Origin of the sequence: Brevundimonas diminuta (genome assembly GCF_050310045.1) — a bacterium.
GTDB classification, from domain to species: Bacteria; Pseudomonadota; Alphaproteobacteria; order Caulobacterales; family Caulobacteraceae; genus Brevundimonas; species Brevundimonas diminuta_F.
This window is the reverse complement of sequence record NZ_CP190005.1, coordinates 375,353-388,778: the sequence shown is the minus strand read 5'-3', so window position 1 is coordinate 388,778 and position 13,426 is coordinate 375,353. Positions and strand designations below refer to the sequence as shown.

Sequence of the window (13,426 nt, the reverse complement as noted above, 5' to 3'; positions counted from 1 at the left end):
TAGATTCCGGGTTGAGCGACCAAGCGTCGCGGGTCTAGGAAGCGCTTCATGACCGACGAACTGACCAAGGGCTATCACCGCTTCCGCCAGAATCGGTGGCCGTCCGAACACGCGGAATATGAGGCTCTGGCCGCCAACGGGCAGAAGCCGCACACCCTGGTCGTGGCCTGTTCCGACAGCCGGGCCGACCCGGCCCTGATCTTCGACACGGCGCCGGGCGAGCTGTTCGTGGTGCGCAACGTCGCCAATCTGGTCCCGCCCTATGAGCCGGACGGCAAGCTGCACGGCGTCTCGGCGGCGCTGGAGTTCGGCGTCAATGTGCTGAAGGTCAAGCGCGTCGTCGTCATGGGCCACGCCTCGTGCGGCGGGGTGAACGCCATGCTGAACGGCGCGCCCGCCAACTGTCAGGACTTCGTCGCCCCCTGGGTTGAACAGGCCGCCCCCAGCGTGCGCCGCGCGGTCGAGGCTGTATCCGCCGAACAGGTCGAGTGCGCCGCCGAGGAGGCCGTCGTGCGCCTGTCGCTGGACAATCTGCGCACCTTCCCCTGGATCGCGGAAAAGGAGGCGGCGGGCGAACTGAAGCTCAGCGGCCTGCATTTCGGCATCGCCCTGGGCATCCTGTCCAAGCTGACGGGGCCGGGACGGTTCGAGCGGCTGGACTGAGGACGCCCTCGCCGCTCAGCCCGCCCTCGCCTCTGGCCGCGAACCGTGGCACACCCGGCGTGTTGCAACGGAAGACGTCATGGCCCCTGCCTACAAAGCCATCCCCAACATCCTGACCAGCCTGCGGCTGGCGGCCGGGATCGTCATGTTCCTGCTGCTGGCGGGCGCGACCAGCGGCTTCCCCTTCGTCTCGGCCTGGCTGAGCCCTGACGACCAGTTCGCCATGTATCGGACGGGGTTCTGGATCTTCGTCATCGCCGCCTCGACGGACTGGATCGACGGCTACCTGGCCCGCCGCTGGAAGGCCGAGACGCGCTGGGGCGCCATTCTGGACCCGATCGCCGACAAGATTCTGGTCACCGGCGCCGTGCTGGGCGTGCTGACGAGCGGCTCGGTGCAGCAGATCATCATTCCGTGCGGCCTGATCCTGTTCCGCGAATTCGCCGTCTCGGCCCTGCGCGAGACGATGGCCGGCCGTATCACCCTGCCCGTCACCCTGGCGGCCAAGTGGAAGACGACGCTGCAGATGGTCGCCTTGGGCTGCCAGCTGTTCGCCCGCAACTGGGACGGATGGGGCCTGCCGTTCGACTATCTGCCGCACTTCCAGCTGTTCTCGGACGCCCTGATCTGGATGGCCGCCATCGTGACCCTGTGGACGGGCTGGCAGTATTTCAGCGCCGCCCGCAGACAGATGCAGGATCTGTAGCCCTCTTCCACGCCGGGGCGGGAACCGAAGGCTCAGTCGTCCAGTTCCGCCCGCGCCTGTTCGGCCAGGTCGAAGAAGCGGCGGCGCACCTCGGCGGCGAAAGGGTTGTCGTGTTCGATGGCGCGGAACACCGCCGCGCTGTCATGGCGGACCATGTCGACGCCCTGCATGACGCGCTCGAAACTGGTCGTGGTCATGCGCGTGGGCAGCGGCTCCATCGCCAGCAGGACCTTGGCGATCAGATGGGTCAGGCCCTGAACCGTCGCCGCCTCGCGGTCGTGATCCTCTGGGCTGACGACGAAGACCTTCAGTCCCAGCGCCCTGCGGCAGAAGGCGGCCGTGCGCCACGCCGCCCTGTCGCCGCGCACCGGACAGACGGCGATCCTCAGCCCCGCAATGCCGTCCTTGCCGCTTTGAGGGCCGAACAGAGGGTGGGTGCCGACGATCTGAACGCCCTGCGGCAGGCCCTCCAGCATGACCTGCGCCGGCTTCACCTTCACCGAGCCGACATCCAGGATCAGGGCGTCCGGCGCCAGATGATGCGCGATCGCCGCGACCGTTTCCGTCAAGGCGCCGACCGGAACCGCCAGCACCACCACCGGACACGCCGCCGCCTCTTCCAGCGTGGTCATCCGCGCCAGACCTGCGCCGTCGTTGACCGCCGGATCGTGGGCGAGGATGTCGAACCACGGCGACAGATGCTTCGCCGTCAGCCGCCCGAAGGCGCCGAAGCCGATCAGGCCGAGTCGGGGTTTGCGACTGCTCACCCCGCCAGCGTCTCCTGGAACCGCACCGGGCGGCCATGCGCCTGACCGATCAGTTCGCCGTCTTTCATCACCACGCGGCCGCGCACAATGGTGGCGACCGGCCAGCCCGTCGCCTCGAAACCGTCGAAGGGGGTCCAGCCGCAGCGCGTGGCCTGCTGGTCGTGCGTGATGGTCTTCTTCGCCTTCAGGTCGACGATGGTCAGGTCGGCGTCATAGCTGACCGCCATGCGGCCCTTGTTGGCCGTCCCGAACACCCGCTGCGCCCCGCCCGAGGTCAGGTCGATGAAGCGCTCCAGCGACAGGCGGCCCTCGGCCACATGGGTCAGCATCAGCGGCACAAGGGTCTGCACCCCCGGCATCCCCGACGGCGAGGCCGGATAGGGCTTGGACTTTTCTTCCTTCGTGTGCGGCGCGTGGTCCGAGCCCAGCACATCGGCCACGCCCTGCTGCATGCCCCACAACCACAGGGCGTCGACGTGCTCCTGCGAGCGGATCGGCGGGTTCATCTGGGCGTAGGCGCCGAGGCGCTGATAGGCTTCCGGCGCGACCAGCGTCAGGTGCTGGGGCGTGATCTCGACGGTGGCGACGTCCTTGTGGAAGCGCAGGAACTCCATCTCATCGCGCGTCGTGACGTGCAGGACGTGGATGCGGGCGCCGGTCTCCTTGGCCAGCCCGACCAGACGGCGCGTGGACATGATGGCGCTTTCGGCGTCGCGGACTTCCGGGTGGCTGGTCCAGTCGCCGGTGCGGGCCAGGTTGCGGCGCTCGACCAGGCGGTATTCGTCTTCCGAGTGGAAGGTGGCGCGGCGGCGCACGTTCGACAGAACCTTCCTCACCCCCTCGTCGTCGGCGATCAGCAGGTCGCCGGTCGAGGCGCCCATGAAGACCTTGACCCCGCAGCAGCCCGGCAGGCGCTCCAGTTCGGCCAGATGATCGGCGTTCTCATGCGTGCCGCCGATGTAGAAGGCGTGGTCCGTCCACATCCGGTCGCGCGCCCGCGCCAGCTTGTCCTCCAGCGTGGTCGGATCGGTCGTGTTGGGGTTGGTGTTCGGCATCTCGAACACGGCGACGACGCCGCCGAGAGCCGCCGCGCGGCTGCCGGTCTCGAGATCTTCCTTCCACTCCAGCCCCGGCTCGCGGAAGTGGACCTGGGTGTCGATGACGCCGGGCAGGACGGTCAGGCCGGTCGCGTCGAACACCTCTCCGGCCGAGGCCTGTGACAGGTCGCCGATGAAGGCGATGCGGCCGTCGATGACGCCGACGTCAGCCTTGCCGCGTCCGGCGTGGTTGGCCACCTCGCCGCCCCGAACGATCAGGTCATAGGTCTGGGTCATCGCGCGCATCTCCTGAAACTCCGGCGCTTATGCGCGCCGAAGGCACAGGGGCGCAACCCGAGGGACGTTCAGGCCGTCCGTTCGGCCAGCAGCTTCTTCGCCGCCTTCAGCACCCGCTCATAGGGCAGGTCCATCATATGCTGGATGTGCTGGTTCAGGCGCGGGTCCAGTTCGCGGAACTCATCGAGCGTGCGCGGGCCGCGAACGGCGACGCCGGTCCACGGGCGCTTCAGCGTCTCGTCCGAGGGGCCGAACACCGCCACCGCCGGAACGCCCGCCGCCACGGCCAACTGGGTCCACAGGGAATCGCCGCCCAGATAGAGGTCCGCCCGCGACAGGGCCGCCGCCGTCTGCAGCCGCGTCAGCCGCCCCTGCAGTTCGATCACCCGGTCGCGCTTTACCGCAGAGCGGATGGTGCGGGCCGCATCGCGATCCGCCTCCTCGCCCACGATCATCAGACGCCCGCCCGCCAGCGGCCCGCCCTCGCCCAGCAGAGAGATGGCGATCTTGGCGTAGCGGTCGGCAGGCCAGCGCTTGCCGATCCAGTCGGCGCCCGGCCCGATGGCCAGGATCGGCCCTTCACCCGCCGGGATCAGGGCGTCGGCGGCTTCCTGAGTGTCCCGCTCGATGAACAGTTTCGGCGCCGGGATCTCGTCCAGTTGCAGGGTCCGCGCCGCCTGTTCGACCAGATGCACGCCCGGCAGGGTCTTGCCCCGGACCGCGCGGCGCTGACGTCGCAGCTTGCCCGACAGGGTCGAGCCGCGCATGTCGACCACCAGTCCCCAGTTGGTCTCGCGCACCTGGTTCCACAGGGCGATCCAGTCCCAGCGCCCGTCGCGATCCAGCGTGATCAGCCGCTGAAGACGCGGCAGGTCGGCGAACAGCGGCGCGCTGGCCGGCGAACCGACCACGGTAAAGGTCGCCTGCGGGATGGCCTCGACCAGTTGAGCCAGCGCCCCTGACGACAGGACCGCCTCCTCGGCGTCCGCCTCGGCGATGTAGAGGATCGGAAAGCGACCATGCATGGAGTGAGTCTAACTGGATTCTCTTCGGAATTCAGCGGGAATGCAGGACAGCGCCAGCCGTTCCACACCGATCGCCCCCGCCTGTTCGCCGCCATTCCCCGCCCCTGATTCAAGCGGCGCCTCTCCACCCCGTCAAACGCCCTGACAGCGGGAAGAAACGGCTTTTCAGACGCGCCCTGAAATTGTGTTTCCGGGAACGAAATTTGCGGTAACAGCAACATTGCTTCATAATCGTCGGATTGAAATGACAATATGAGAGCGACTTGGCGAATATTTCTGCATATTCGTTACAAAGCAATTTGTTCTGATGTTGTTATTTAATTCAAGAATTAGAGAGATAATCATTCAAATTTTAAGCATGAACTCTAAGATATTAAGACGATTTATATTTTCGCGCGCCGATTCCCTTAGCCTCACTCCATATATTGGGAGTGCTGGCGGTCCGGCCCTTCGTTTGTCCCGTGTGATTTGCGGCCGCAGCGCCGCCCTGCGCCGGGGCGTCTGACCCATCAGCCCAGAGTGAATATGCCCAAGCAAAAACGTATCGCCATCATCGGCGCCGGCCCCTCGGGACTGGCCCTGCTCCGCGCCTTCCAGTCGGCCCGCGACAAGGGAGAGGACATCCCCCAGATCGTCTGTTTCGAGAAGCAGAAGGACTGGGGCGGCATGTGGAACTACACTTGGCGCACAGGCCTCGATGAGAACGGCGAACCGGTGCACGGCAGCATGTACCGCTATCTGTGGTCGAACGGCCCCAAGGAATGCCTTGAATTCGCCGACTACACCTTCGACGAGCACTTCGATAAGACGATCTCATCCTATCCGCCGCGCGAAGTCCTGTGGGACTATATCCAGGGCCGGGTGAAGAAGGCGAACATCCGCCAGTACATCCGGTTCAACACCGCCGTGAAGGACGTGGTCTTCGACAAGGCGTCGGGGCAGTTCACTGTGACGGCCAAGGACTATTCCGCCGGTCGCCGCACCACCCAGACGTTCGACCACGTCATCGTCGCCACCGGCCACTTCTCAACGCCGAACGCGCCGTCCTATCCGGGCTTCGACCTGTTCCCCGGCCGCATTCTGCACGCCCACGATTTCCGTGACGCGGCCGAGTTCAAGGGCAAGGACGTGCTGCTGATCGGCTCCAGCTATTCGGCCGAGGACATCGGCTCGCAGTGCTACAAATACGGCGCGAAGTCGGTCACCACCAGCTATCGGAGCCAGCCGATGGGCTATGACTGGCCCAAGGGCTGGGAGGAGAAACCCTGCCTGACGCGCGTGGATGGCAAGACCGCCCATTTCAGCGACGGCACGCGTCGCGACGTCGACGCCATCATCCTGTGCACCGGCTACAAGCACCACTTCCCCTTCCTGCCGGACGATCTGCGCCTGAAGACCAGCAACCGCCTGTGGCCGCTGAACCTGTATGAGGGCGTGGCCTTCACGCCGAACCCCAAGCTGTTCTACCTGGGGATGCAGGACCTCTGGTACAGCTTCAACATGTTCGACGCCCAGGCCTGGCTGACGCGCGACATCATCATGGGCCGCATCCAGCTGCCCTCGCGCGCCGATATGGAGGCCGACAACGACCACTGGCGCGAGAAGGAAGTCTCCATCCGCACCGATGCCGAGGCGTTTGAATATCAGGGCGAATACATCAAGCGCCTGATCGCCCAGACCGACTATCCGGATCTCGATGTCGACAACATCAACCGGATCTTCCTGCAGTGGAAGAAGGACAAGAAGGCCGACATCATGGGCTATCGCGACAAATGCTATCGGTCGGTCCTGACCGGCACGCTGGCGGCGCGCCACCATGTGCCGTGGATGAAGGCGTTCGACGACTCTCTCGAGGCCTATCTGCGCCTGCCCTCGACCCGCACCCAGGCCGCGCGCGCCTGATGCACGGCCCCTCCCTCCGGCCGTGCGGGTCGGAGGGAGGGGCGCCCCTGACGCCGCACCTCGTCAAAGCGCGCGCATTTGCGCCCCGGCTGCGCTAGACGGCGGCCATGTCCCTGCCCCTTCTTCCCGATCGGACCTGCGGCGGCTGCGTCGAGTGCTGCCGCGTGATCCCGCTGGACCTGCCCGAACTGGCCAAGCCGACGGGCGAGTTGTGCAGCTACTGCGTCGATGGCGCAGGGTGTTCCGTGCATGAAATCCGGCCGCAGACCTGTCGCGTCTGGTTCTGCCTGTGGCGGGCGGTCGAACTGTCCGAAGACTGGCGCCCCGACCGCAGCGGCGTGATCGTGCGCCCCGACGGGGTCGGGGACGGGATCATCACCCTCTATGTCCTGCGCCGTTCGGACTTTCTGGTCGGGATGGAGTTCTTCATCACCGTGGCGGGCTGGATCGCCGAAGGCATCGAGGTCGCGCTCAGCGTGCCCGGCCCGGTCGGAACCTATCCGGCGCGCGCCATCGTCACCGACTGGCTGCGCCCGGCCGTCGAAGAGGGCGACGCCGAAGACTTCACCGCGCGCGTTTTCGCCTCATTAGACCGGCTGGCGACGCATGACTTCCAGCCGGACGGGATCACGGCGCGCTACGCCGTGGCCTGATCGTCCTCGACCACGGTCAGCTCGGGCCAGCGGCCGCGTGCGTTGGCGATGACCCGGTCCCAGCCGCCGGCGCGTGGACGCGTCGGATTGGGCCGAATGACCATGTCGAACACATCCTCAAGCCCGAAGGGGGCGACGACGCTGAGGCTGTCGTCCGTCTCCAGCCGCACGCCGACGGCGAAGGCCGGGGCGACGAACCGACCCGGCGCTTCGTCCGTGCAGGTCAGGGGATCATAGGGCTCGCCGAACCGCTCGCCGAACCACAGATGGACCCGCGCCTGATTGCGCACCTCGACCTGATCGCGCAGCGGCGGCTCAAAGGCGGCGGCGACGCGCTTGATGACGACATCCTCGGCGTCCCATGAGGTATCGGCGTCAAAATAGCCGATGTCGTAGTCCTTGATCCCATAGCCGACTGGGCGGCCCGTCTGGACGTTCCACACCGCCTGATAGACCGCGCCTGAAAACAGCCGCCAGTCCGGCAGATCAAGGCTGCGGATCACGGTCAGCACATGCATCAGTCCCGCATCGGCGCGAATGATGTCGGTCAGGCGATTTTCGAGAGTCATGCGGCCCCTGAGAGCGCGATTCCAGCGCCCCGCCAAGCCGCCTATCGGCGCACCGGCCATGCATGGTCGAGCGGGCCGTGCCCCTGGCCAAGGCCCGGCGCCCGACGGATAGCCTCGGCGACATAGGCCCAGCCTTCCGCGACCGCGATCGGCAGGGGCAGGCCCTTCGCTATGCCCGCCGCGCAGGCGCTGGCCAGGGTGCAGCCGGTGCCGTGGGTATGGCGCGACACGACCCGCTCGCTCTCCAGCACGGTCTCACCGTCAGCCGTCAGCAGAAGGTCGATGACCATCTCGCCCGGCACATGGCCGCCCTTCATCAGGACAGCCTGCGCGCCCATCTTCAGCAGCGCCTCGCCCGCACGGCGCTGGCCGTCCAGATCGGCGACCTCCAGTCCGGTCAGGGCCTCGGCCTCGGGCGCGTTGGGCGTCAGCAGGAAGGCGCGCGGGATCATCAGGCGGCGCACCGCCTCCACCGCCGTCTCGGCCAGCAGGGGCGAACCGCCCTTGGCGATCATGACCGGGTCGACCACGGCCGGAATCCCGGCTGCATAATCGATCAGCCCGGCCACCGTCTCGACCACCTCGACCGAGCCCAGCATTCCGGTCTTCAGGGCGTCCGCGCCGATATCATCCAGCACCACCGTCGCCTGCGCCTCGATCACATCCAGCGGCACGGCGTGGACACCATGAACCCCCAGCGTGTTCTGGATGGTGATGGCCGTGATGGCCGTGGCGGCGAACCCGCCCAGCATGGTCACCGCCTTGATGTCCGCCTGAATACCTGCGCCGCCGCCGGAGTCGGACCCGGCCAGGATCAGCACACGGCCTTTTTTAGCGTCCCTATCGCCGCCCGCGCGGCGGTCGGCTGCTTCAGGGACATCATTGCCATCCCTATCGCCGTCCGCGCGGCGGTCGGCTGCTTCAGGGACATCATTGCCATCCCTATCGCCGTCCGCGCGGCGGTCGGCTGCTTCAGGGATTGGGTTCATGCCGAAACTCCGGAAAACAGCTTCAGTCCGACGATGCCGGAAACAATCAACAGGATGCAGACAGCCCTCACCGCCGTCGCTGGTTCTCCATAGACGGCCACGCCGATCACCGCCGCGCCGACGGCCCCGATGCCGGTCCAGATGGCGTAGGCCGTGCCCACCGGCAGGCGCTGCGTCGCGGCCCACAGCCCGACCATGCTGGCCGCCAGCGCCACCGCGACGGCCAGTGAAATCAGCGGCCGCTGCACGCCGACATATTTGACGCCTGACGCCCAGCCGACCTCAAAAAGGCCCGCAACGACAAGCACCAGCCAGGGATTCAGGGACAAGAGCCAGGACATGGCGGCTGAATGGCCGATGGGGGTGTTTGAGACAAGACCCGTTCGTCATGCCTCGGACGCACAGACAAGCGGATTTTACAGGACAGGATTACAATAGATTACAAATAAAAAAACGCAGGTTTTTCGGATTTTTGATTAAAAAATAACGTTCATTATTGAGCGGAACGAATTTTGTGCGGTTTTATTTCCATCTGTGAAACAATTCTGAGAAGATAAGCGTTGCCGCCTCGCTTCCCTTTGGAGATGGGACTGAATGCTGACGCCGCTGGTTCACACTGGAACACTGGTTCATCGCCCTGTTGATGAAGTTTATCAGGCCTTTACTGAACCAGGCGTGACATCCTGGTTCTGGTTCACTCATGGCGATCGCCGTTTATCGCCCGGCGCAAAAGTCACCTGGACCTGGGGAATGTACGGCGTGTCGACCCAGGTCGCGGTCAAGGACATTCAGGTCAATCGACGCATCCTGATCGACTGGAACCTCGAAGATCAACCGACCGAAGTTGAATGGCGCTTTGAAGAACGCGGCAAGTCGACCTGGGTCGAAATCTTCAATCGCGGCTTCCCGGCGACCGACGAAGGGGTAAAGGCCGCTCTGAACGCCATGGAAGGTTTCACCCTGGTTCTCGCTGGCGCCAAGATGTGGCTGGAGCGAGCGATCGAACCGACCTTCGTCGCCGACCGCTTTCCCGACAAGGTATTGCCGGGCTGGAAGCGTTAGACGGCGCCGTCCAGCGCCGTCACAGCCGCCTGCAGCTTCAACGCCTGAACCGTCTCGCGCACGTCGTGAACCCGCACCATGCGGGCGCCGCGACGTGCGCCCTCCAGCGCCAGCGCAATAGAGCCGCCGATGCGGTCGCCAGACTGCATCGCCGTCTCATCCACCCCTTGTATCAACCGTTTGCGGCTGGCGGCGTAGAGAACCGGAAAGCCCAGATCGGCCAACTCGCCCAACCGCGCCGTCAGGGTCAGATTATGCGCCGTGGTCTTGGCGAAGCCTATGCCGGGGTCCAGCCAGATCCTGTCGCGCGCCACGCCCGCCGCCATCGCCGCTTCGGCCCGTGCGTTCAGGAAGGCGGCGACCTCGGCTGTGACATCGTCATAACGCGGGTCGTCCTGCATGGTCTTGGGCGCGCCCTTCATATGCATCAGCACCACCTCGCAGCCCAGTTCGGCGGCGGTCGACAGGCTGTCGGGCGCATGACGCAACGCCGTCACGTCATTCCACATCGTCGCCCCCGCTGCGACGGCGGCGCGGGCCACGGCGGGCTTCATGGTGTCGATGCTGACCGGCCCGTCCCAGCGCGCGCGGATGGCGGCGATCACCGGCGCCGTGCGGGCGATTTCCTCCGCCTCATCGACAGGATCGGAACCGGGGCGCGTGCTTTCGCCGCCGACGTCCAACACATCGGCGCCCTGTGCGACCAACGCCATGGCGTGGGCCAGCGCCGTCTCGGTCGAAACATGTCGCCCGCCGTCGGAAAAGCTGTCCGGCGTGACATTGACGATGCCCATGACGCGCGGCCGGTTCACAAGGGATTGATGGGTCATGCGACATCGACTCCTGAGCGGGCGGTTTGACTTTCATCGCGCCGGGGTCCAGCCTCTAAACGCAATGAAACGCTTCGTCAGCCAGGCTCGACGCCTCACCCACGCGGGACGCCGCGTCGAAGGCATTTAACCCGTAGCGGTTCGCCGTGCGCCCTGCGCCGGGCGCCCGCTACGGGTCCCGGTTGTATAAGCTTCCCGTTTTCCCTCTTCATTCTGCAGGACCGCGTCGGCCACGGGCCGTTCGCGAAGGTTTGCATCATGACACGCCGATCAGACACCCCAGACGACGGTCGCGCCGGCGAGGCGCCGCGCAGCGCCGACATCATTCCTTTTCGTCGGCCCGCCGCGCCCGAGGCGCCGCTGGAACAGACCGACCCCGAACATCCCGACGACGACGGCCCCTCGGCCGCCTGACGTCGCCCGATTTTTTCAGAGAGTTTTACTCATGACCACCCCCCGCAAGGGCGCCCTGCCCGCCATCACGCTTCGCAGCGACGACTTCGACGCCCTGGACCGCCTGGTCGGCGACCTGCCCGGCACGGGTCCGGCCGGACTGCTGCAACAGGAACTGGACCGCGCCAAGGTGTGCGAGCCCAAGGCCATGCCCAAAAATATCGTCACCCTGAACCGCTGGCTTCAATACGCCGACGACCACAGCCCCGACGTGCGCCGCGTCCAATTGGTCCTGCCCAAGGACGCCGACATCGACGCCGGGCGCGTCTCCATCCTGTCCTATGTCGGGGCGGGGCTGATCGGCCTGAAGGAAGGCCAGTCGATCAACTGGCCCGACACCTCCGGCGCCGCGCGCAAGCTGACGCTGGTCAAGGTCGAGGACGCTGAGGCCGCCGCGAGCTGAACCGCGTCCGTTCCGGACAAAAAGAAGGGGCGCGTCCGGCGGACGCGCCCCTTTTCATATCGGCCTGTCAGCCTCGCCCTAAACGCTGGGCGCGGGCTGGGCGGCGGGTTCGGCCTGCGGCGTCGCCTCGTCCTCCGGCGTGGCCGGAACCGACAGCGATGGGCCGACGACGGTGTCGTTCTCCTGGTCGCGCCTGGGCGGCTGGTCGTTTTCGAGCAAGTCCCGGATTTCGTCGCCCGACAGGGTTTCGTATTCCAGCAGGGCCTGAGACAGCTTCTCGTGATCGGCCGCCTTGTCGGTCAGGATGCGGCGCGCCTCTTCCCAGCCTTCGGTGACGATGCGGCGCACCTCTTCGTCGATGATGCGGGCCGTCTCTTCCGAGACGTTCTGGCTGCGCGACACCGAATGGCCCAGGAAGACCTCCTCCTGGTTCTCGCCATAGGCCACCGTGCCCAGCTTCTCGGAGAAGCCCCAGCGCGTGACCATGGCCCGCGCCAGCTTGGTCGCCTGTTCGATGTCCGAACTGGCGCCCGAGGTGATGCTCTCCGGCCCGAAGATCAGCTCCTCGGCGACCCGGCCGCCCGCCATGATGGCGATACGGTCGATCATCTGCTGGAACTTCATCGAATAGCGGTCGCCTTCCGGCAGCTGCATCACCATGCCCAGCGCACGGCCGCGCGGGACGATGGTCGCCTTGTGCACCGGGTCGGCCATCTTGACGTTGATGGCGACGATGGCGTGACCGGCCTCGTGATAGGCGGTCAGGCGGCGCTCTTCCTCGTTCATGGCCATGGACTTCCGCTCGGAGCCCATCATGACCTTGTCCTTGGCGTCCTCGAAGTCGCGGTGCGTGACCATGCGACGGTCCTTGCGGGCCGCCATCAGGGCCGCTTCGTTCACCAGATTGGCCAGATCCGCGCCCGAGAAGCCCGGCGTGCCGCGCGCCAGCGTCTTCACATTCACATCGGCGGCCAGCGGCACGTCCTTCATGTGCACGCGCAGGATGCGCTCGCGGCCCGAGACGTCAGGGTTGGGCACCACGACCTGACGGTCGAAGCGGCCCGGACGCAGCAGGGCCGGGTCCAGCACGTCCGGACGGTTGGTCGCGGCGATCAGGATGATGTTCTCGGACGCCTCGAAGCCGTCCATCTCGACCAGCAGCTGGTTCAGCGTCTGCTCGCGCTCGTCGTTGCCGCCGCCGAGACCCGCGCCCCGGTGACGACCGACGGCGTCGATTTCATCGATGAAGATGATGCACGGCGCGTTCTTCTTGGCCTGCTCGAACATGTCGCGCACGCGGCTGGCGCCGACGCCGACGAACATCTCGACGAAGTCCGAACCCGAGATCGAGAAGAAGGGCACGCCCGCCTCGCCCGCCACCGCGCGCGCCAGCAGGGTTTTACCCGTCCCCGGAGGGCCGACCAGCAGGGCGCCCTTGGGGATCTTGCCGCCCAGACGCTGGAACTTGGCCGGGTCCTTCAGGAAGTCGACGACCTCCTGCAGTTCGTCCTTGGCCTCATCGACGCCGGCGACGTCGTCAAAGGTCTTGCGGCCCTTGTGCTCGGTCAGCAGCTTGGCCTTGGACTTGCCGAAGCCCATGGCGCCTTTGGCCCCGCCCTGCATCCGGTTCATGATGAAGAACCAGAAGGCGATGATCAGCGCCACCGGCAGCAACAGGCCCAGCAGGCCCGACCACCACGGCTGACGGGTGCTCTTGGTCTCGACCTCGACGCCGGACTTGCGGATCTGCTCGACCAGCTCGGCGTTCGGCACCGGCGTCACGGCGGTGAATTTGCTGTCGTTCTTGAAGACGCCCGTGATCGTCTCGCCGCGCGCGACGATCGACTTGATCTCCTGACGCTCCACAGCGGTCATCAGTTGCGAATAGGTGATGGGGTCAGGGCGGCCGCCCGCGGCGGCTGCGCCCTTGGCGCCCGGCATGGCGGGGGCGCCGCCGTTCTGGCTGATCGCGGCGTAGACCGTCACCAGTCCCAGAAGGATGACGCCCCAGATGGCGAAATTGCGCAGGTTCATTCGGTCCTCGGTTCCTCGACAGGGCCGTGCCCGGCC

General features: G+C 66.2%; 15 protein-coding genes. 7 read left to right on the top strand and 8 right to left on the bottom strand.

Annotated elements, in window-relative coordinates; genetic code table 11:
- Nucleotides 1-48 precede the first annotated feature (48 nt).
- Nucleotides 49-663, top strand: a complete 615-nt coding sequence (locus ACORJG_RS01875; RefSeq protein WP_427791133.1) for a carbonic anhydrase — start codon at nucleotides 49-51, stop codon at nucleotides 661-663.
- Nucleotides 664-742: 79 nt separating this feature from the next.
- Nucleotides 743-1,369: a CDP-diacylglycerol--glycerol-3-phosphate 3-phosphatidyltransferase gene (gene pgsA, locus ACORJG_RS01870; protein ID WP_427791132.1), complete on the top strand. Its 627-nt coding sequence runs from the start codon at nucleotides 743-745 to the stop codon at nucleotides 1,367-1,369.
- 32 nt (nucleotides 1,370-1,401) lie between these two features.
- Here pgsA and ACORJG_RS01865 read toward each other — a convergent pair whose 3' ends face one another.
- From ACORJG_RS01865 to ACORJG_RS01855, 3 genes are all read right to left on the bottom strand, one after another.
- Nucleotides 1,402-2,136 carry a prephenate dehydrogenase/arogenate dehydrogenase family protein gene (locus ACORJG_RS01865; RefSeq protein ID WP_427791130.1) on the bottom strand — a complete coding sequence of 245 codons (735 nt, stop codon included), beginning with the start codon at nucleotides 2,134-2,136 and terminating at the stop codon, nucleotides 1,402-1,404.
- Entirely contained in the window at nucleotides 2,133-3,470 is a 1,338-nt protein-coding gene (locus ACORJG_RS01860) for a dihydroorotase (RefSeq protein WP_427791129.1), read from the bottom strand. Before ACORJG_RS01860 ends, ACORJG_RS01865 begins: the two co-directional genes overlap by 4 nt.
- A gap of 68 nt (nucleotides 3,471-3,538) precedes the next feature.
- Entirely contained in the window at nucleotides 3,539-4,495 is a 957-nt protein-coding gene (locus ACORJG_RS01855; protein WP_427791127.1) for a glycosyltransferase family 9 protein, read from the bottom strand.
- Nucleotides 4,496-5,020: 525 nt separating this feature from the next.
- On the opposite strand from ACORJG_RS01855, the gene ACORJG_RS01850 reads away from it, so the two are divergent.
- Together ACORJG_RS01850 and ACORJG_RS01845 are read left to right on the top strand one after the other, a co-directional pair.
- Nucleotides 5,021-6,397, top strand: a complete 1,377-nt coding sequence (locus tag ACORJG_RS01850; RefSeq protein WP_427791125.1) for an NAD(P)-binding domain-containing protein — start codon at nucleotides 5,021-5,023, stop codon at nucleotides 6,395-6,397.
- Nucleotides 6,398-6,504: 107 nt separating this feature from the next.
- Entirely contained in the window at nucleotides 6,505-7,050 is a 546-nt protein-coding gene (locus ACORJG_RS01845; protein ID WP_427791124.1) for a hypothetical protein, read from the top strand.
- On the opposite strand, the gene ACORJG_RS01840 is transcribed toward ACORJG_RS01845, so the two are convergent.
- The 3 genes from ACORJG_RS01840 to ACORJG_RS01830 are packed head-to-tail and all read right to left on the bottom strand — an operon-like array spanning nucleotide 7,035 to nucleotide 8,949.
- A complete protein-coding gene (locus ACORJG_RS01840; RefSeq protein WP_427791123.1) occupies nucleotides 7,035-7,619 on the bottom strand; it encodes a nucleotidyltransferase family protein in 585 nt (194 codons plus the stop codon). The genes ACORJG_RS01845 and ACORJG_RS01840 overlap by 16 nt on opposite strands.
- Before the next feature lie 41 nt (nucleotides 7,620-7,660).
- Nucleotides 7,661-8,608, bottom strand: a complete 948-nt coding sequence (thiD, locus tag ACORJG_RS01835; protein WP_427791121.1) for a bifunctional hydroxymethylpyrimidine kinase/phosphomethylpyrimidine kinase — start codon at nucleotides 8,606-8,608, stop codon at nucleotides 7,661-7,663.
- On the bottom strand, nucleotides 8,605-8,949 hold the full coding sequence (locus ACORJG_RS01830; protein WP_427791119.1) for a DMT family transporter: 345 nt from the start codon (nucleotides 8,947-8,949) through the stop codon (nucleotides 8,605-8,607). The genes thiD and ACORJG_RS01830 overlap by 4 nt, the downstream gene beginning before the upstream one ends.
- Before the next feature lie 253 nt (nucleotides 8,950-9,202).
- Between ACORJG_RS01830 and ACORJG_RS01825 the strand changes: the two genes are divergently transcribed.
- Nucleotides 9,203-9,670, top strand: coding sequence for an SRPBCC domain-containing protein (locus tag ACORJG_RS01825; RefSeq protein ID WP_427791117.1), 468 nt, complete (start codon nucleotides 9,203-9,205; stop codon nucleotides 9,668-9,670).
- On the opposite strand, the gene folP is transcribed toward ACORJG_RS01825, so the two are convergent.
- Nucleotides 9,667-10,500, bottom strand: coding sequence for a dihydropteroate synthase (gene folP / locus ACORJG_RS01820; RefSeq protein ID WP_427791116.1), 834 nt, complete (start codon nucleotides 10,498-10,500; stop codon nucleotides 9,667-9,669). The genes ACORJG_RS01825 and folP overlap by 4 nt on opposite strands.
- Nucleotides 10,501-10,758: 258 nt before the next feature.
- Here folP and ACORJG_RS01815 point away from each other — a divergent pair, with 258 nt between their 5' ends.
- Both ACORJG_RS01815 and ACORJG_RS01810 read left to right on the top strand, forming a co-directional pair.
- Nucleotides 10,759-10,914: a hypothetical protein gene (locus ACORJG_RS01815; protein ID WP_346528533.1), complete on the top strand. Its 156-nt coding sequence runs from the start codon at nucleotides 10,759-10,761 to the stop codon at nucleotides 10,912-10,914.
- Nucleotides 10,915-10,945: 31 nt separating this feature from the next.
- Nucleotides 10,946-11,356 carry a GreA/GreB family elongation factor gene (locus tag ACORJG_RS01810; protein ID WP_427791114.1) on the top strand — a complete coding sequence of 137 codons (411 nt, stop codon included), beginning with the start codon at nucleotides 10,946-10,948 and terminating at the stop codon, nucleotides 11,354-11,356.
- 78 nt (nucleotides 11,357-11,434) lie between these two features.
- Here ACORJG_RS01810 and ftsH read toward each other — a convergent pair whose 3' ends face one another.
- Nucleotides 11,435-13,390 carry an ATP-dependent zinc metalloprotease FtsH gene (gene ftsH / locus ACORJG_RS01805; protein WP_427791113.1) on the bottom strand — a complete coding sequence of 652 codons (1,956 nt, stop codon included), beginning with the start codon at nucleotides 13,388-13,390 and terminating at the stop codon, nucleotides 11,435-11,437.
- Nucleotides 13,391-13,426: the final 36 nt, after the last annotated feature.